The 18,053-nt window shown below is 62.6% G+C and carries 18 protein-coding genes; all 18 read right to left on the bottom strand.

Going from position 1 to position 18,053, the window contains the following annotated elements:
• Window positions 1-7 precede the first annotated feature (7 nt).
• Window positions 8-736 carry a 2-C-methyl-D-erythritol 4-phosphate cytidylyltransferase gene (ispD, locus tag Q0K23_RS06015; RefSeq protein WP_294519228.1) on the bottom strand — a complete coding sequence of 243 codons (729 nt, stop codon included), beginning with the start codon at window positions 734-736 and terminating at the stop codon, window positions 8-10.
• Window positions 737-915: 179 nt separating this feature from the next.
• Entirely contained in the window at window positions 916-1,392 is a 477-nt protein-coding gene (locus Q0K23_RS06010) for a CarD family transcriptional regulator (protein WP_294519225.1), read from the bottom strand.
• Window positions 1,393-1,571: 179 nt separating this feature from the next.
• The gene (locus Q0K23_RS06005; protein ID WP_294519222.1) at window positions 1,572-3,593 is read right to left on the bottom strand and encodes a bifunctional 4-hydroxy-3-methylbut-2-enyl diphosphate reductase/30S ribosomal protein S1; all 2,022 of its coding nucleotides are present in this window, start codon (window positions 3,591-3,593) and stop codon (window positions 1,572-1,574) included.
• Complete coding sequence (locus tag Q0K23_RS06000; RefSeq protein WP_294519219.1) at window positions 3,590-4,207, bottom strand: 1-acyl-sn-glycerol-3-phosphate acyltransferase; 618 nt, start codon at window positions 4,205-4,207, stop codon at window positions 3,590-3,592. The genes Q0K23_RS06005 and Q0K23_RS06000 overlap by 4 nt, the downstream gene beginning before the upstream one ends.
• Window positions 4,204-4,884, bottom strand: a complete 681-nt coding sequence (gene cmk / locus Q0K23_RS05995; RefSeq protein ID WP_294519215.1) for a (d)CMP kinase — start codon at window positions 4,882-4,884, stop codon at window positions 4,204-4,206. Before cmk ends, Q0K23_RS06000 begins: the two co-directional genes overlap by 4 nt.
• Window positions 4,878-6,140, bottom strand: a complete 1,263-nt coding sequence (locus Q0K23_RS05990) for an NAD(P)/FAD-dependent oxidoreductase (protein WP_294519212.1) — start codon at window positions 6,138-6,140, stop codon at window positions 4,878-4,880. The genes cmk and Q0K23_RS05990 overlap by 7 nt, the downstream gene beginning before the upstream one ends.
• Window positions 6,137-7,024, bottom strand: a complete 888-nt coding sequence (locus tag Q0K23_RS05985; protein WP_294519209.1) for a MurR/RpiR family transcriptional regulator — start codon at window positions 7,022-7,024, stop codon at window positions 6,137-6,139. The genes Q0K23_RS05990 and Q0K23_RS05985 overlap by 4 nt, the downstream gene beginning before the upstream one ends.
• Before the next feature lie 329 nt (window positions 7,025-7,353).
• Complete coding sequence (locus Q0K23_RS05980; protein WP_294519205.1) at window positions 7,354-8,079, bottom strand: pseudouridine synthase; 726 nt, start codon at window positions 8,077-8,079, stop codon at window positions 7,354-7,356.
• A 17-nt stretch (window positions 8,080-8,096) separates the two neighbouring features.
• Entirely contained in the window at window positions 8,097-9,275 is a 1,179-nt protein-coding gene (locus Q0K23_RS05975) for a D-alanyl-D-alanine carboxypeptidase family protein (RefSeq protein ID WP_294519202.1), read from the bottom strand.
• 90 nt (window positions 9,276-9,365) lie between these two features.
• A complete protein-coding gene (gene ytfJ, locus Q0K23_RS05970; RefSeq protein WP_294519198.1) occupies window positions 9,366-9,779 on the bottom strand; it encodes a GerW family sporulation protein in 414 nt (137 codons plus the stop codon).
• A 2-nt stretch (window positions 9,780-9,781) separates the two neighbouring features.
• Window positions 9,782-10,408 (bottom strand): DUF2953 domain-containing protein, encoded by a 627-nt coding sequence (locus Q0K23_RS05965; RefSeq protein WP_294519194.1) that lies wholly within the window; start codon window positions 10,406-10,408, stop codon window positions 9,782-9,784.
• 4 nt (window positions 10,409-10,412) lie between these two features.
• Window positions 10,413-11,042, bottom strand: coding sequence for an SMC-Scp complex subunit ScpB (scpB, locus tag Q0K23_RS05960; RefSeq protein WP_294519191.1), 630 nt, complete (start codon window positions 11,040-11,042; stop codon window positions 10,413-10,415).
• 20 nt (window positions 11,043-11,062) lie between these two features.
• Window positions 11,063-11,869 (bottom strand): ScpA family protein, encoded by an 807-nt coding sequence (locus tag Q0K23_RS05955; RefSeq protein ID WP_294519188.1) that lies wholly within the window; start codon window positions 11,867-11,869, stop codon window positions 11,063-11,065.
• Window positions 11,866-12,576, bottom strand: coding sequence for a site-2 protease family protein (locus tag Q0K23_RS05950; RefSeq protein WP_294519185.1), 711 nt, complete (start codon window positions 12,574-12,576; stop codon window positions 11,866-11,868). Before Q0K23_RS05950 ends, Q0K23_RS05955 begins: the two co-directional genes overlap by 4 nt.
• A 229-nt stretch (window positions 12,577-12,805) precedes the next feature.
• A complete protein-coding gene (locus tag Q0K23_RS05945; RefSeq protein WP_294519182.1) occupies window positions 12,806-13,558 on the bottom strand; it encodes a fumarylacetoacetate hydrolase family protein in 753 nt (250 codons plus the stop codon).
• Window positions 13,555-14,154 carry a ribosome biogenesis GTP-binding protein YihA/YsxC gene (gene yihA, locus Q0K23_RS05940; RefSeq protein ID WP_294519178.1) on the bottom strand — a complete coding sequence of 200 codons (600 nt, stop codon included), beginning with the start codon at window positions 14,152-14,154 and terminating at the stop codon, window positions 13,555-13,557. The genes Q0K23_RS05945 and yihA overlap by 4 nt, the downstream gene beginning before the upstream one ends.
• A gap of 15 nt (window positions 14,155-14,169) precedes the next feature.
• The gene (lon, locus tag Q0K23_RS05935; RefSeq protein WP_294519175.1) at window positions 14,170-16,575 is read right to left on the bottom strand and encodes an endopeptidase La; all 2,406 of its coding nucleotides are present in this window, start codon (window positions 16,573-16,575) and stop codon (window positions 14,170-14,172) included.
• Window positions 16,576-16,687: 112 nt separating this feature from the next.
• Window positions 16,688-18,007 carry an ATP-dependent Clp protease ATP-binding subunit ClpX gene (gene clpX, locus Q0K23_RS05930; protein WP_294519172.1) on the bottom strand — a complete coding sequence of 440 codons (1,320 nt, stop codon included), beginning with the start codon at window positions 18,005-18,007 and terminating at the stop codon, window positions 16,688-16,690.
• Between the last annotated feature and the right edge of the window lie 46 nt (window positions 18,008-18,053).

The raw sequence follows: 18,053 nt of genomic DNA, 5'->3' as shown, positions 1-18,053 counted from the left end.
GATATTCTTATGTATCCCGGCTGTGCAGGATGGCCTCTGCCACCAGCATATCCGCGGGCGTTGTGATCTTGATGTTCTCATAAGAGCCGGCCGTCAGGCAGACCTTCATGCCGATCCGCTCCACCGCGCCGCAGTCGTCGGTAATGGCCGCGCCGTCTTCCACGGCCTTGTGCAGCGCCCCCAGCAGCAGATCGCTGTCAAACACCTGGGGCGTCTGGATGGCAAAGAGCTGGGCCCGGTCCGGGGTCTCCACCACCACGCCGTCCACAGCCCGCTTGATGGTGTCCTTCACCGGAACCGCCGGCGCGGCGGCGCCGCACTCCGCGGCCTTCCGGATGGCCTCATCGATGACCTCCACCGTCACCAGGGGACGGGCGCCGTCGTGCACTGCGATGAGCTCCGCACGGGCGCTCACCTCCTCCACGCCGGCCAGTACGGAATCCGCCCTGGTGGCGCCGCCCACCAGCACCTTTGTCACCTTGTCCAGCCCGCAGTCCCGACAGAGCTGCCCCACCGGTACGATCAGATCTTCCCGGGTGACCACCACGATCTCCCGAATCCGCTCCGAGGCGCTCAGGGCCTGCAGCGTATGTACCAGGACGGGAACGTCATCCAGGGGCAGCAGGATCTTGTCCTGCCCCTCCATCCGCCGGGACGAGCCCGCCGCAGGTACCACTGCCGCACACCAGGGCCCCTGGGATTCCTGCTTTTTTCGCAGCCGTTTCAGCAGTCCCACGTCTTTTCTCCCTTCCGGGGCAGCCTGCCCCATTTACTTCTCCGTCACACGTCTCACAATAAAAGAGCACAACTCCCTCCCGGCCCTTGACGCCCCCGCGTCAGCCGAGGGGAAGTTGTGCTTCCGGCAAGCCGCAGGTTTCCCTTCCCACGGCAGATAATCGTTTCCTTCTATTCCTATTAGGCCATCGCGCCGTTTATGCGCGCCTCCACGTCCTCATAGCTGGCATTCTGGGAGAGGACAATCTCGGAAATCAGGATCTGCTTGGCAGAGTGCAGCATCTTGCGCTCCCCGGTGGAGAGTCCCCGGTCCACGTCGCGGCGCATCAGCCCCTTGACCACCCGGGCCACCTCCAGCAGGTCGCCGCTCTTCAGGCGCATCATGTTTTCCCGGTAGCGGCGGTTCCAGTTCTGGGTCATGTCCACCTCAATGTCCGGTATGGCGGCAAGGACTCTGTCCGCTTCGTCCCGCTGGCAGACAGGGCGCACTCCGATCTCCTCGCTGTTCTCCGTGGGGACCATGACCAGCATACCGCCCACAGGCAGTTTGAGGATATAGTACTCTCTTACCACGCCGTTTACCTTCTTGCGGACAATGCTGTCCACGACGCCTGCACCGTGCATTGGATGGACGATTTTGTCGCCTACCTGAAACATGTTACACCTCCAATTACCGCTCATACCTCCACTATACCTTATATGGTTATATTATAGTCATTTTTCGCTCGTTTTGCAAGGGAAAAACGGCAGAATCTACATTCAAACTGTAAATATTGTGAAAAAAGCGGCCTGTTTTCAGCTGAAAACAGGCCGCTCTCGGATTTGCTGTTGTGGAATTACTCCGCGTCGGTACCAGCGAAGTCGCCGGAGACCTCGGTACCCTCGCTGTCGGAGGTGGCAACCAGAGTGTCGGCGCCGTCGGCAGCAGCGGCGGAAGAGCGCTGGGCATCCTCCAGCAGAGCGCGGATGGACAGGGAGACCTTCTTGCGGTCCATGTCGATGTCGGTGATCTTCACGTCCACCATCTGGCCCTCGCTGAGCACATCGCCGGGCTTGTCGATGCGGTGATCGGCAATCTGGGAGATGTGAATCAGGCCGTCCACGCCGGGGACGATCTCGGCAAAGGCGCCGAAGGTCATCAGCTTGACCACCTTGACGTTGGCGGTGTCGCCCACGCTGTACTTGCTGGTGAACACGGTCCAGGGATCCTGGCTCCGGTCCTTCATGCCCAGGGAGATCTTCTTCTTCTCCTTGTCGAAGGAGATGACGTACACCTCCACGGTGTCGCCCACCTTCACCACCTCAGAGGGGTGCTTGATGCGGCTCCAGGAGAGCTCGGAGATGTGGACCATGCCGTCCACGCCGCCGATGTCAACGAAGGCGCCGTAGGAAGTCAGGGACTTCACGGTACCGGTGTACTTCTTGCCCTCCTCGATGTTCTCCCACACCTCGGCGGCCTTGGCGGCGCGCTCCTCGGCGGTGACAGCGCGGATGGAGCCCACCACGCGGCGGCGGGCACGGTTGACCTCGGTGATGCGGAGACGGACGTGCTTCTTCAGCAGCTCGCTCATGGGAGTCTCGCGGGGCAGGCCGGTCTGGGAGGCGGGCACGAACACCCGGACGCCCTTGATGCTGACCACGACGCCGCCCTTGTTCTCCTCGGTGACAACGCCCTCGACAGTGGTGTGATCCTCACGGGCCTGCTCAATGTCGTCCCAGCTCTTGACGGTGTCGAGACGCTTCTTGGACAGGGTGACAACACCCTCCTGATCGTTGACGCGCATGACATAGGTCTCGATCTCGTCGCCCACGTGGACCAGATCTTCGACCTTTACAGTGGGATCGTCGGTCAGCTCAGACACCGGTATGTAACCGGCGTGCTTGGTGCCGAGATCAACATAGATCTCAGTGGGCGTAATGCCAGTGACAACGCCTGTAACCTTCTCCCCTGTATTTAAAGTTTTGATCGATTTCTCCAGCATTTCAGCGAAGGATTCCTCGATCTCCATGGTTTCGTCGCTCATTTTGTCATAGACCTCCTTTATAATCCACCCGGGCGTGGACGCACCCGCGGTGATTCCAATAGAAGCCTTCCCGTACAGGTTGGAAGGTTCCAGATCCTCCGCCCCTTCGATCCAGAGGACCTGAGGACAGAGCGCTGCGCACAGCTCCGCGAGCCGTCTTGTGTTGGAGCTCTTGCGATCTCCGATCACAATCATGGCGTCGCTTTGGGCGGCCAGAGCCTGGGCCGCTTCCTGGCGCTTGCACGTAGCACTACATATTGTATCAAAAACTTTTAAATTTGTACACTCTTTTTTTGCTTTTTCTACGCACAAATCCCAACTTTTTCTGGTAGCGGTGGTTTGAGACACCAAAGTAAGGGGCTTTTTCCGGTTTTCGGAATCTTCATCCAGCCATTTTTCCAGCGCCTCCGCGTCCGCCAGGACCACGGGATGGGCGCACCACCCGGCGATCGCTGTGACCTCCGGATGGTTGGGCGTACCGATAATCACCGGCTGCCGCCCCGCCTGTTCCGCCTCCGCCACGATCTTGTGGATACGGGAGACGTTGGGACAGGTGGCGTCCAAAATCTCTCCCCGGGCGCTGAGCGCCTCATAGACCGCTTTGGGCTCACCGTGGGAGCGGATGATCACCGTGGCCCCCTCCGGGACCTCCTCGGGCCGCGCCACGCTGGTGAGTCCCATGGACTCCAAACGGCGCACCACGCTGTCATTGTGGATCAGGCTGCCCAGCATCACGCACCGCTTCCCGGACGCCGCCGCCTGCTCTGCCATCTCCACCGCCCGCTTGACGCCGTAGCAGAAGCCGGCGTGCTCCGCCATTGTCACCCTGCTCATGCGGCCTTGGCCCCCAGGGCGTGGATGCGCTCCATCAGCTCCTCGGCGATTACCTTATACTCCTCGGCGGTGCCCTTCTTGCTCTCCACCTGGGGGTAGTAGGGCTCGCCAATGACGATGGTGGTGAAGCGGAACCAGTTCTTCTTCTCGGGGATGTAGACCGGCACAATGGGCACGCCGGTACGGACGGCCAGCATCGCCGCGCCGCTCTTGGCCTCGCTCTCGTGGCCGTACTTGTCCACCCCGTCCTTTACCCGGGTGCCTTCGGGGAACAGCAGCACCTTCTCGCCGCTCTTGAGGTACTTGATGGCGGTCTTGATGGCGCCCACGTCCGACTTGCCCCGGTCAACGGCAAATACACCCGCCTTTTTCAGCAGCCAGCCCAGCACCGGGATGTTCATGAACTCCGACTTGGCCATGGGCCGCAGCTGGTACTTCCGCCCCAACGCCATGACCAGGCAGACCGGGTCGTTCAGGCAGGAGTGGTTGGCACAGAACAGGGCCCCGCTCTGGGGCAGATTCTCTTTCCCGATGGCCCGGCAGGGGTGGCAAAGGCTGAAGAAGGGCCAGATGATGCTCCACAGGATGGAATACACGGTATGAATGCTTTTCATGAGTCCAGACGCTCCTTAATGGTTTTCAGCAGCACCTCGAAGCTCTCCTCCAGGGAGTTGCCGGTGGTGTCCACAGGGATGGCATCCTCCGCCTTGCGCAGGGGCGCTGCGGCCCGGCGGGTATCCTTTTCGTCCCGGGCCACGATCTCAGAGAGCACAGTGTCGTAATCGCTGTCCACACCCCGCTCCTTCAGCTCGGCGTACCGGCGGCGGGCCCGGTCCTCAGAGGTGGCGGTGAGGAAGATCTTCACGTCCGCCTCAGGCAGCACCACAGTGCCGATATCCCGGCCGTCCATGATCACGTTCTGCCGCCGGGCCAGCTCCCGCTGCATGTCCATCAGAAAGGCCCGCACCTCGGGGATGGCAGACACCATGGAGGCATACCGGGAGATCTCAGGCAGACGGATCTCCTGGCTCACGTCCTCATTGTCCAGGTACATATGCTGGAGGCCGTCCGTGCCGTGGCGCAGATCAATGGACAACCCGGGCAGCATGCCGATGACGGCGGCGCTGTCCTCCGGCGAAATGCCGTTGCGGTAAGCGGCCAGCCCCACCGTGCGGTAAATGGCGCCTGTGTCTACATAGAGGTATCCAAGGGATTTGGCCAGCATTCTGGCCAGCGTGCTCTTTCCCGCGCCGGACGGTCCGTCCACCGCAATGCTTCTGTACTTCAACACAAATCTCCTCCCGCCTGTAATACGGCCTCTGCGGCGGACTCCCCCGCCGCATGACCGGTAGACCACGCAATCTGAAGATTGAAGCCGCCGGTATAGGCGTCCACATCCAGCACCTCACCTGCAAAGTAAACTCCCTTTACAAGTTTTGACTGCATTGTCTTGGGGTCCACCTCGGTGACCTTGATGCCGCCGGAGGTCACAATGGCCTCCTCCACCGGCCGGGGACCGGCGATCTCCACCGGGAAACCTTTCAGCAGCTCCAGCAGCCGGCGGCGGCCCTCCCGGGTCACGGAGTTGGCCTTTGTCCCCTCCGGAATACCGGTCAGTTCCGCCAGCACCGGCACCATCAGCCGGGGCACCAGCCCGTCCAGCACATTGTGGAACGCCCGGTTGGGGTTCTCGCCCAGGTCCCGCAGAAGGCGGGCGTCCAGGGTCTTCTCGTCCAGGGCCGGCTTCATGTCAATCCAGACGGTGTAGTGTTCCTTGTCAAAGTCCCGCATATGGGCGCTGGCGCTGAGAATCAGAGGGCCGGAGAGGCCAAAGTGGGTGAACAGCATCTCCCCCTGCTCGTGGAAGATCACCTTTTTCTTGCTGTTCTTCACCTTGATCGCCACATTTCGCAGGGACAGCCCCTGCATTCTGCGGCATAGGTCTCCCTCCGCCACCAGGGGCACCAGGGAGGCCTTGGGCGGAATGATGGTATGGCCCAGTGCCGCCGCCATCTGGTATCCGTCGCCGGTGGAGCCTGTCAGAGGGTATGACACACCGCCGGTGGCAAGGATAACCGTCTTACAGCGGTACTCCCCCCGCTCGGTGCGCACCCGCAGGCCCTCTCCGGCGGAGCGAATGTCCGCGGCCCGCTCCTCCCGAATCTCCACCCCCGCCCGGCGCAGGCCCATCAGCAGGGCGTCAATGATATCCGCCGCCTTGTCTGACTGGGGAAAGACCCGGTTGCCCCGCTCGGTCTTGAGTTTCACGCCCAGGGAGGTAAACAGTTTCTTCACCGACGTAGGCGGAAAGCGGGTCACCGAGCTGGTGAGAAACCGGCTGTTGTGGGGGATGTTTTTCAATACCTCGTCAGGGGCGCAGTCGTTGGTCACGTTGCAGCGGCCCTTTCCGGTGATGTACAGCTTGCGGCCCAGCTTCTGGTTGCGCTCCAGGAGGATGACGGACGCCCCCTTCCGGGCCGCAGTCAGGGCGGCCATACAGCCTGCCGCGCCGCCGCCGATGACAATGATCTCTGTATCTATGGTCAAGTTCCCGCGCTCCTATCTGTCCCATCTTCAATTTTTTCATAGACCTCGTACTCGTCCCAGATCTTCTCCAGTTTTCCGAAGGTCTCGGAGAGGTCGTCATTCTTCTTCCTGCCCACTGCCACGATCAGGGCGTTGACCAGGGAGAGAGGCGCCACCAGGGAGTCCACAAAGGAGGCCATATCACTCTTGGCCAGTAGGGCATGGTCGGCAATGGCGGCCAGGGGTGAGGCCTCGCTGTCGGTAATGGCCAGCACCGTGGCCCCCTGCTTCCGGGCAAACTCCATGGCCCGCACGGTCCGCCGGGAGTAACGGGGAAAACTGACGCCGATGATCACATCCCCCTCCCCAACCCGCAGCAGCTGTTCAAAGAGCTCGCTGGCGGCAGAGGTGTGCACCACCACCACGTTGTCGAAGATCAGGTTGAAATAGAACCCCAGAAAGCTGCTGATGGCCGACGCGGAGCGGATGCCCATGATATAGATCCGCCTGGCCGACACAATGGCGTCCACCGAGGCGGTAAAGGCCTCACGGCTGGTCTCCTCCATGGTCAGACGGATCTTCTCCATATCCGCCTGCATCACCATGGAGAGGATGTCGTGGTCGCCGATCCGATCGTTGGACACCTCGATCCGCTGGATGCTGGTCAGCTTGTTGCGGATTATCTCCTGAAGGGCCTTCTGCATGGCCGGATATCCGTCGTACCCCAGCTCCGCGGCAAAGCGGACCACTGTGGACTCGCTGACGTTCACCGTCTTGCCCAGCTTGCTGGCCGTCATAAAGGCGGCCTTGTCGTAGGACTCCAGAATAAAATTGGCAATGAGCTTCTGTCCTTTGGAAAAGGTGCTCATATTGGACTGAATGGATGATAAAACATCTCTCGGCATGAATGCGACCTCCTGCGTTTGCGCAATGAAGCCGCCCGCATCCGGCTTCTGAATTTTACGGAAAACAGCCGGAACATCCCCCGGCGCAGGCCGGTAGGTCCGTCTGCGCGCAGGGCATGCGGCAAAGAACCGCGCATCAGCCGTGCGCCGGGGCTGATGCGCGGGCAAGCCGCAGCGCGGCTCACAAGCGGCAGGCACTGTCCGCCTGCTGCGGTCGTTCGGAAAAACAGCGCGGCGTTTACGCCGCGCGGAGACAGCCGCTGTGAAAAAGCGGCTGATTTAATGATAGCGGTTATCCCGGAGAAAATCAACTGTCTTTTCCCGCCGGGTCACTCCCCATCTCCGCTCTGGCCCAGCGCCAGGCGGAGCTCCTGAGGCGTCAGACGCCGCCACTCCCCCGGATGGAGCCTGCCCAAGGTCAAGCCGCCCTCCCGCACCCGCTTGAGACGCTTTACCTCCAGTCCCGCCAGGGCGCACATCCTGCGCACCTGCCGGTTGCGTCCCTCGTGGATGACAACAGACAGCCGGGCCCGGCCGGCCCCTTCCCTGCTGAGCACCCCAATCCGGGCGGGTGAGAGCGGCACGCCGTCCAGCTCCATGGGGCCGGACAGCACGGGGATGGCCCGGTCCACATCTCCCTCCACCGTCACCAGATACTCCTTCTCCACCTGGTGGCTGGGATGGATCAGCCGCTGGGTAAAGTCCCCGTCGTCGGTCATCAGCAGCAGGCCCTCGGAGTCCAGGTCCAGCCGTCCCACCGGCCAGACCCGGGCGCCGCAACCAGACACCAGCTGGGCCACGGTCCTGCGCCCCCGCTCGTCGGAGAGGGTGGTCACGTAGCCCCTGGGCTTGTACAGCATCAGGTATGTATGGGCGCCCGCCGGGCGAACGGGCTTCCCGTCCAGCCGGATGTCGTCCCGCTGGGGGTCCGCCTTTTCGCCCAGTGCGGCGGTACGGCCGTTGACCGTCACCCTGCCCGCCGAAAGATATTCCTCCGCCCGCCGGCGGGAGGTCAGACCGGCCGCGGACAAAATTTTCTGGATTCTCTCTTCCATGCTGCCTCCCGGTTTTGTCAGCTCCACTGTCGCTCACAGTAGGAATCTAATATTTGCGGATAGAACGCCGCCTTCACGCCCTCTCCGTCTCTGCGGAACAGGGACAGGATGCGGTCCAAAATGCTCTGGGACCGGGCCACGTTGCTCTCCACGCTGTGGGAGTACACCAGATAGGTGCTGCCCACCTCTTTGCCGTCCACATAGTAGGTCAGGCTTCCGGCGATATCGCCCTCTTCCACAGGGGCCTCCACCACATCCGGCAGGTCGATTTTGGCCGTCACCCGCTCATGCTCCGCCAGGGGGTAGCGGACATTCCGCTCAATCTGGACCGGCACAAACCGGACCAGGCTCCCGGTGACAGGCAGGGACCGGAAGTCCCGCCCGGCAGACGCCAGCAGAATGGACGGCCACTGGGAGAAACCGTAATCGAACATGGCCGCGTGGTCCGCCCAGTCGTTGGGCGCGTTGAGGGTGACCGCGATGAGCCGCTGGCCGTCCCGCTCCGCGCAGGAGACCAGGGTCCTGCCGGCCGCGTCGGTATAGCCGGTCTTCATGCCCACGCAGCCCTCATACCGCCAGAGCAGCTTGTTGTGGTTGGTCATGGTCCGCCCCGCCAGAGTGATGGACTTGGTACCCACAATCTCAGCCAGGTCAGGCTGCTCCATGACCACGATGGCCAGCTTGGCCATGTCCGCCGCGGTGGAGTAGTGCCCCTCCGCCGGCAGGCCGTTGGGGTTGACGAAGTGGGTGTGCTCCATGCCCAGCTCCTGGGCCCGCAGGTTCATCCACTCCACAAAGGTATCCACATCCCCGGCGCAGAAGCCGGCAATGGCCAGGGCCGCGTCATTGCCCGACACCAGCAGCAGGCCGTAGAGCAGCTCCCGCAGGGTCAGCTCCTCCCCTTCCCGCAGGTACATGGAGGAGCCCTCCGCCAGGGTCCACTCCTTCTGAATGGTCACAGTCCTGTCCAAGTCGGAGGTGGACTCCGCCGCCACCAGGGCGGTCATCAGCTTGGTGATGCTGGCAATGCCCCGCTCCTCGTCCGCGTTCTTCTCCATCAGCACCCTGCCGCTCTCCGCGTCCACCAGGATGGCGCAGGAGGCCGAGAGCTCCGGTTCCCCGGCGCCACGGGCGGTCAGGGGCAGACAGGTCAGGCACAGCACTGCGGCCACTGCGGCCGTGAAAACACGCTTCATACAGCATCACCTCAGAGCGCCCGCCAACTGTACAGTGCAGGCGCAAGTTGATGCTAGTATGGGCCGAATGGGGCCGGAACATACCTGGGATCAGAAGGAATCGGTCTCCGCCTTTTTCTCCTGCTGCTTCTCGATAAAGCCGGTCACCTTGTCGATGACCTCGGGCACCATCTCCACCACCCGGTCCACCGCGGTTCCCGGCGGAGGCGCCACGGGCAGCATGCGCACCGTGTCCCCCTTGACGATCAGGAAGGCGATGGGCATAATGTTCACGCCGGCGCCGCTGCCGCCGCCAAAGGCGTTGTCCGTGTCGGGCTTCTGGTTCTTGGTGGTGAAGTCGCTACCGCCGGAGGCAAAGCCGAAGCTCACCTTGGACACGGGAATAATGGTCACGTCCCCAGCTTCAATGGGCTTGCCCACAATGGTGTTGACGTCCACCATCTCGCGGATCTTCTGCATGGTGGTGCTCATCAGGTCGCCGATGGGATGCTGCTTGTTTTCCATAGTCAGACCGCCTCTTTCTTTGTTTGCTCTTGGTTCCGTCCGGACCACAGCTTCAGAAATTTGATCCCCAGCCTCAAGGCCAGCGATACCGCCTGCCCCAGGCGCAGGGAGAAGGACCCGTAGAGATAGGCCTCCGGCTCGGTCAGATTGAAATCCACTCTGGTTCTGACGCGCCGGTCGCCAATATTGAAATTATTCTCCAGCAGGGGCCAGATCATACCGATTGCCGCGTTTACGCCACCAAAGGCCAGGGCTGCCGCCGCCGGATCAGGGGCCGCCGCCGTCACGTCCAGCAGCAGCCTGTCCACCCGCACCTTGCGCCGCAGCTGTCCCGCCGCGTCCGCCACCAGCGGGAGCACCGCCTTCAGCGCAGAGAGCTTTCCGCCCGGCTTGGGCTCCGGCTGCTCTTTCTCTGGCTTCCGGCCCTTCTTTCGCCGCTTTTCCGCCTTGGGCCTCTTCTCTCCGCTTTTTTTCTTGGGCTTGGGCGGATACACTCTGATGCGCAGCGGGCCAAACCGCAGATGCACCAGTGTGCCGGAACGGCTGTACTCCACCGTGCCGCCTATCCGGACCAGGGAGAGCAGCACCAGCGCCGCGGCGATTGCCCCCAGGACAATCCATACCGTCATGCACTCACGCCTCCGTCTCTCCGCTGTCCCAGGCTTCTTCCTCTGTCTTCGCGGCCTCCTGCTCCGCCTTCAGCCGCTCCAGGTTGGCCTGCATCTCCATGGTGATCTGTCCGTCCTCCGGGCTGGCGCTGGGGAGCTCGGGCAGGTCCTCCAGGCTGCTCAGGCCGAAGGACCGCAGAAAGGTCTGGGTGGTGCGGTAGAGGATGGGCCTGCCAGGCACCGCCAGACGCCCGCACTCCTCGATCAGATCCCGCTCCAGCAGCAGTCCCACGGTATAGGCGCTGTCCACGCCGCGGATCTGGTCCACATAGGCCCGGGTGGTGGGCTGGTAGTAGGCGATGATGGCCAGCACCTCCAGGGCGGGCTGGGACAGCCGGGCAGGCCGCCGGCTCTCAAATGCCCGGCGGATGCAGTCGGCATACTCCGGCGCAGAGCAGAGCTGATAGCTGTTCTCCAGCCGCAGCAGACGCACGCCGCGCCGCTCATAGCTGTAGTAGTCTGCCAGGCGCTGGCAGACAGTGTCCACAGTAGCCCGGTCCAGGTCCAGCGCCATGCACAGCCGCTCCACCCCCACCGGGTCCCCGGCGGCAAAGAGAATCCCCTCGATGGCCGACTCTATCTCCTTCACTTCCATGCGCAGCCCTCCGTGTGTCGTCAGTTCACGTCCGTGGTAAACTCAAAGTCCTCCGCCGCCTCGTCGGTGCAGGTCACCGTGCAGTCGGTCTCCGTGCCCGCCAGGCGCACCCGCCGGGCCCGGCACAGCTCCAGCACGGCGATAAAGGTGGCCACAATCTCGCTGCGGCTGCGGTTGCCCTTGAACAGAGCCCGGAACCGGGTCACGCCGAACCGGATGAGCTGCCGGAGGATCTCCCCCGCCTTCTCGGCCACCGGGTAGGGCTCCCGGCCCACAATGCCCTCAAAGGCGGCCATGGGGGGCGGCAGCCGGTTGTCCGACCGCTCCAGCACCGCCAGCATGGCCCGGCGCAGATCCTCCCCCTTGTGGACATAGCGGTATACTCTATTGGCCGGAAGGGCTTCCGGCATCTTGGTGATGTAGTCCCGGCCCACCTCGTTGCGGTCGGCCAGCGTGGGAATCACCGCCTTGATACGGTTGAAGCTCTCATGGCGCTGGTGCTCCTCCAGGGAGGCGATGAGCTGTTCCATCTCGGACAGGGCCTCCTCATCGTGGATAGAGAGGAGCATTCTGGTCTTGATGAACACCAGCTGGGCCGCCATGGCCACAAATTCGCTGGCCACCTCCAGATCCAGCTCCTTGCGCTTGTTCATCCAGTCCATGTACTGGTCCAGGATCACCGCGATCTGGATGTCCTTGATCTCCATCTTGTTCTTGGCCAGCAGGCTGAGGATCAGGTCCAGAGGGCCGGTAAAGTCCTCCATGTCCTCTGCCTTGGCCTTGACCACCTTTTCCAGATGAAAAATCGGCGTCTCTATGTCACTCACCCCAGAAAATCCAGAATCTGTGAGCCCACCACCAGGGCCTCCCAGGGCAGACCGGTGACGCGGCACAGGAATTGCAGCACGCCGTTGATGCAGAAAGACAGCGGTCCGTCCAGCACATTGAAGAACACCAGCGCAATGACCGCGATCATGATATACCGCTCATAGCGCAGGATGGTGTAGTACGCCCGGTCGGGCAGGAAGGAAAAGAGCACCTTGGAGCCGTCCAGGGGCGAGATGGGGATCAGGTTGAACAGCCCCAGGCCCACGCTCAGAATCGCCACATTGCACAGGAAATAAAACGCCACCAGCAGCACCATGCTGTCCGTGGGCAGCAGCAGATGGTACACCAGGGAGCAGATCAGCATGGTCACGATGGCCATCAGGAAGTTGGAGATCGGCCCCGCCAGGGCGGTGATGGCCATGCCCCGCTTGGGGTTTTTGAAATAGCGCATATCCACCGGCACCGGCTTGGCCCAACCTACCCCCACAAAGATCATCATCAGGAAGCCGATGACATCCAGATGCTTGATTGGGTTGAGGGTGAGCCGGCCCATCCGCTTGGCGGTGGGGTCCCCCAGGCGGTAGGCCACATATCCGTGGGACAGCTCATGGAAGGTAATGCACACCAGGGCCGCTGCCGCGCTCACCAGCAGAGAGAGCAGCCCCATCCAGTTCATATTTGCCATATAGTCCATTACTCTATGCACAAAAAAATCCCCTTTCGCGGGGGCCGGCCGCCCCACAGCACGGGCTTTCCCCCAGGAACCGCTCCCAACCGGAGCACAGAATTCATCGTAGAGAAAATATTATACCAAAGGTAAACGGAAAATACAAGAAAAAGCCCCCTTCATCAGCTTTTTTCAAGTTTTTACCGGCTGCCCCGGGGACAAAAGAGCCGGTCCGGAGACAGATATCTATCCCCGGACCGGCCGCTCTTTACCGGATGTAGGTGCGCAGAATGCCGATGCCCTCGATCTCTACCTCCACCACGTCGCCGGGCTTCATGGCCCCGATGCCCGCAGGGGTACCGGTGGTCACCACGTCGCCGGGCTCCAGGGTCATGGAGGCGGTGATGAACTCCATCAGCGCCGGGAGCTTGGTCATAAACAGCGAGGTCCGGGAGCTCTGCACGGTCTCGCCGTTGAGCCGGGTCTCGATCTTCAGGTCGGAGCCATCCACCTCGTCGGTCACCAGAGGGCCGATAGGGGCAAAGCCGTCCATGCTCTTTCCCCGGCTCCACTGGCCGTCCGACTTCTGTACGTCCCGGGCGGTCACGTCGTTGAGGCAGGTATAGCCCAGGATATAGTCGGCATACTGGGCGGCCTTCACGTTCTTGGCCCGCTTCTTCACCACAAAAGCCAGCTCGCCCTCGTAGTCCAGCCGCTCCACAAAAGCGGGCGCGGACACCTCGCCCTCAGGGCGGTTGACCGTGTTGGGCGCCTTGATGAAGAGAATCGGCCGGTCGGGCACGCCCTCCCCCATCTCCACGGCGTGGTCGTAGTAGTTCTTGCCCACGCAGATAATCTTGGTGGGCTCGCAGGGCGCCAGCAGCCGGCACTCCGCCAGCGGCAGCCGCCCGCCGTCAAAAGACAGCTCCTCATAGGGCGCCTTATCCAGCGTCAGGACCTCGTCCCCTTCCAGAGCGCCCCAGACAACCTTTCCTTCCCGGTCAATCCGCACCAGCTTCATTCCGATTCCCCCATACTCTTCAGAATTTCACTCAGCAGCTCCTGCCGCCCGTCCCCCTTCTCCACTGAGAAGGCAATTACCTTTACATTATCCGGCAAACCAAGGGTTTCCCGGATGCGGGTCAGGTTGGGCTCGATCTCGCTCTTGCGGAGCTTGTCCAGCTTGTTGGCCACCACTAGGAAGGGCTTTCCGCTCTGCTTGAACCACTTGCCCATGGTGCAGTCGTCCGCCGTGGGCTTGTGGCGGGCGTCCACCACCATGATACCCAGGGTCATCAAGGCGTTGTCTGCGAACCAGCTCTCGATCAGCCGGCCCCAGCGGTCCCGCTCCGCCTGGGACACCTTGGCGTAGCCGTAGCCCGGCAGGTCCACCAGATAGAGCTTCTCGTCAATGAGGAAATAGTTGATGTGGGTGGTCTTTCCGGGAGCCGCGCCCACCCGGGCCAGGTTCTTCCGCAGCAAAATCTTGTTGATCACCGAGGACTTGCCCACGTTGGACCGGCCGGCAAAGACCACCTGAGGCAGGCCGTCCCGGGGAAAATCTGCCGCTTTGGCGGCGGAGCGAACAAATTCCGCCCGCTGCAAATTCAAAGCCATGGTTCCGTGCCTCCCTTACTGCTTGATGCGGACGTCGCCGTCCGCCCGATGGGACTCCGCCAGTGGGGCCGCCGGGGCCACTTCCCCACCTGCGCAGTCCTGGCACAGCGCCTCGGCCAGAGCCTGATCCGCCTCTTCAATGGACACAAAGTGCAGCGCCCCGCGGACCGTCTGGTCGATCTCCTCCAGGTCCTTCACATTGTCTGCAGGGATCAGTACCGTGCGGATACCGTTGCGCAGGGCGGCCATGGTCTTCTCCTTCAGGCCGCCGATGGCCAGGGCTCTGCCCCGTAAAGTAATCTCGCCTGTCATCGCTACATCCTGCCGCACCGGCGTACCGGTCAGAGCGGAGACCATGGCCACAGTGATGGCAATACCGGCAGAGGGTCCGTCCTTGGGCACCGCGCCCTCGGGGAAATGGACGTGGATGTCCTTTGTCTTATAGAAATCGGCCTCAATGCCCAGCCGGGCTGCCCGGCTGCGGATGTAGGTGAGAGCCGCGTGGGCCGACTCCTTCATCACGTCGCCCAGGTTGCCGGTCAGCTCAATCTTGCCGCTGCCGGGCACCACATTGGCCTCCACCTCCAGCAGTTCGCCGCCCACCTGAGTCCAGGCCAGGCCGTTGACCACGCCCACCAGGGCCTGCGTGGGCCGCTTCTCCGGCTGATAGCGGCGCACACCCAGCATGCTCTCCAGGTTATCTCCTGTAACGCTTACAGACTTTACACCATCTGTCACAACGCGCATTGCCGCCTTGCGGCACACGGCGGCCAGCTGCCGCTCCAGCACGCGGACGCCGGACTCCCGGGTATACCCGGAGATGAGCTCCCGGATAGCGTCGTCCGTCATGCGCAGCTGGCTGCGCTTGAGCCCGTGGCGCTTGAGCTCCTTGGGCAGCAGGTGCTGCTTGGCAATCTGCAGCTTCTCCTCGTCGGTATAGCTGGTCAGCTCAATGACCTCCATCCGGTCCAGCAGAGGCCGGGGAATGGTGTCCATGGTGTTGGCGGTTGTGATGAAGAGCACGTCGGACAGGTCAAAGGGCAGCTCCAGAAAGTTGTCCCGGAAGGTGCTGTTCTGCTCCCCATCCAGCACCTCCAGCAGCGCCGAAGAGGGGTCCCCGTGGATGTCGGAAGCCAGCTTGTCTATCTCGTCCAACAGCAGTAAAGGATTATTACTTCCCGCCTGTTTGATGGCGGTGATGATGCGTCCGGGCATGGCGCCCACATAGGTCTTGCGGTGGCCGCGGATCTCCGCCTCGTCGTGGACGCCGCCCAGAGAGATGCGGGCCAGCTTTCGGTTTGTGGCTCGGGCCACAGACATGGCGATGGAGGTCTTGCCCACACCGGGCGGGCCCACTAGGCAGAGCACCTGTCCCTTCAGCTCGGGGGCAAGCTGCTTGACGGCCAGGAACTCCAGGATCCGCTCCTTCACCTTCTCCAGGCCGAAGTGGTCCCCGTCCAGCGCCTTCCGGGCCGCGGCCACGTCCACCCGTTCCTTTGTCTTTTTATTCCAGGGCAGCTCCAGGCACACGTCCAGATAGTTGCGCAGCACTGTGGCCTCGGCGGAGCCGAAAGGCTGCTTCTCCAGCCGCCCCAGCTCCTTGGTCAGCTTCTCCTCCACCTCGGCGGGCAGCTTGGCGTGGGCGATCTTCTGCCGGTACTCTTCGATCTCACTGTCGCCGTCAACATCCTCGCCCAGCTCCTGGCGGATGACCTTCAGCTGCTCCCGCAGCACATAGTCCCGCTGGCTCCGGCTCAGCCCCTCCCGCACCTTGTTCTGCATGGACTGCTCCAGCTCCAGGATCTCCACCTCCCGGCGGAGCATCTGCTGGAGCTTCTCCAGCCGGCGGACAGGGCGGAGATCTTCCAGAATGACCTGCTTGTCCTCCGCCCGCATGACAATATTCTGGGCGATATAGTCGGCAATATAGCCGGGGTCGTCGCTGGCCATCACGCTCAGCAGCACATCCGGGGTCATTCTGGGGGCCAGTTCGGTGTAGGACTCAAACAGGTCGTAGGTCTGGCGGATGAGGGCCTCGGTCCTGGGAGAGTTCTTCACCGGCTCTCCCACCTCGATCTCCCCCACCTGGGCCTGGAGATAGGGCGTGGTCTGGAGCAGAGCCTCCAGTCGGCCCCGGGCCACGCCCTCCACCATGACCCGCACATTGTCCCCCGGCATCCGCAGGATCTGCCGCACTGTGGACACGGTGCCGATGGTATACAGGTCCTCCTGCCGGGGGTTCTCCACCATCAGATCCCGCTGGGCCACCAGGAAAATAGGCTGGCTGTTGGTCATGGCCTCGTCCAGCGCCTTGATGGAGGCCTCCCGGCCCACGTCAAAGTGCAGGAGCATGTTGGGGAAAATGGTCAAGCCGCGCAGCGCCAAGGTTGGCATGACGGCGGATATCTTCTGTTCAGACATGGATTTCACTTCCTTCTCAGGGAATGCGAAAGGGGCGGGAGCCACAATCCCCCGCCCCTCAAAATGTTACAGCTGTCTCCCCGTGAGGACGGGCCGGACGCTTTTTTCAAATTCAGGACACGTTGCCCTGGGCCGGCATACCGCCCCGCTCCGCACGGAGGGCCGCGCCGCCAAGGCGGGGCCGCTCGGTCCGGCTGGGGTCCCGCTCAATGATGGGCTGGGCGTGGTTCCGGATGGTGTCCGCCGTGATGGTCACGGCGGTGATGGTGGGGTCGGAGGGCACGTCGTACATGACCTGGGTCACGCTCTCCTCCAGTACGGCCCGCAGGCCGCGGGCGCCGATCTCCCGCTCAATGGCCTTGTCGGCCGCGGCCTCCAGGGCCGCGGGCTCAAAGCGCAGGGCCACGTTATCGTACTCCAGCAGCTTTTCGTACTGCTTGACCAGGGCGTTCTTGGGCTCGGTGAGGATCTGCACCAGCTGCTCCTTGCTCAGGGCCCGCAGGGTGGTCACCACCGGCAGACGGCCCACCAGCTCGGGGATGATGCCGAACTTGATGAGGTCGTGGGGCTGGACGTCCTTGAGCACGGCGGAGTGGTCCATCTCCTTCTTGCTCTTGATCTCCGCGCCGAAGCCCATGGTCTTCCGGTCCTGCCGCTGCTCGATGATCTTCTCCAGACCGTCAAAGGCGCCGCCGCAGATGAAGAGGATGTTCTTGGTGTTGAGCTGGATGAACTCCTGGTGGGGATGCTTGCGGCCGCCCTGGGGCGGGACGTTAGCAACCGTGCCCTCCAGGATCTTCAGCAGCGCCTGCTGGACGCCTTCGCCGGACACATCGCGGGTAATGGAGGTGTTCTCGCTCTTGCGGGCGATCTTGTCCATCTCGTCGATATAGATGATGCCGCGCTCGGCCAGCTCAATGTCAAAGTCGGCGGCCTGGACCAGACGCAGGAGGATGTTCTCCACGTCGTCGCCCACGTAGCCGGCCTCGGTCAGAGTGGTGGCGTCGGCAATGGCAAAGGGCACCTTCAGAATCCGGGCCAGGGTCTGGGCAAAGAGGGTCTTGCCGCTGCCGGTGGGACCCACCAGCAGAATGTTGCTCTTCTGGAGCTCCACGTCCTCCCCGCCGCCGAAGTAGATCCGCTTATAGTGGTTGTAGACCGCCACCGACAGGGCCACCTTGGCGTCCTCCTGGCCGATGATATACTGGTCCAGCACATCCCGGATCTCTCGGGGCGTGGGGATCACGTCGGGGATGTCCGGGCTGGTCTGCTGCTCCTCCGGGTCATAGGTGTCGTCCAGAATGCTCATGCACAGATGGACACACTCGTTGCAGATATAGGCGCCGGGTCCCGCGATGATGCGGGCCACCTGCTCCTGATGCTTGCCGCAGAAGGAACAGCGGACCGATTTCTTTTCGTCGTTTTTTGCCATATTGTTACCTCTTGACTCTCTGTTCGATTGCGGCGGCGCCGGGTGG

This window comes from uncultured Pseudoflavonifractor sp., from assembly GCF_944387275.1.
In the GTDB taxonomy this organism is placed as follows: Bacteria; Bacillota; Clostridia; order Oscillospirales; family Oscillospiraceae; genus Pseudoflavonifractor; species Pseudoflavonifractor intestinihominis.
This window is presented reverse-complemented; position numbering and strand designations above follow the sequence as displayed.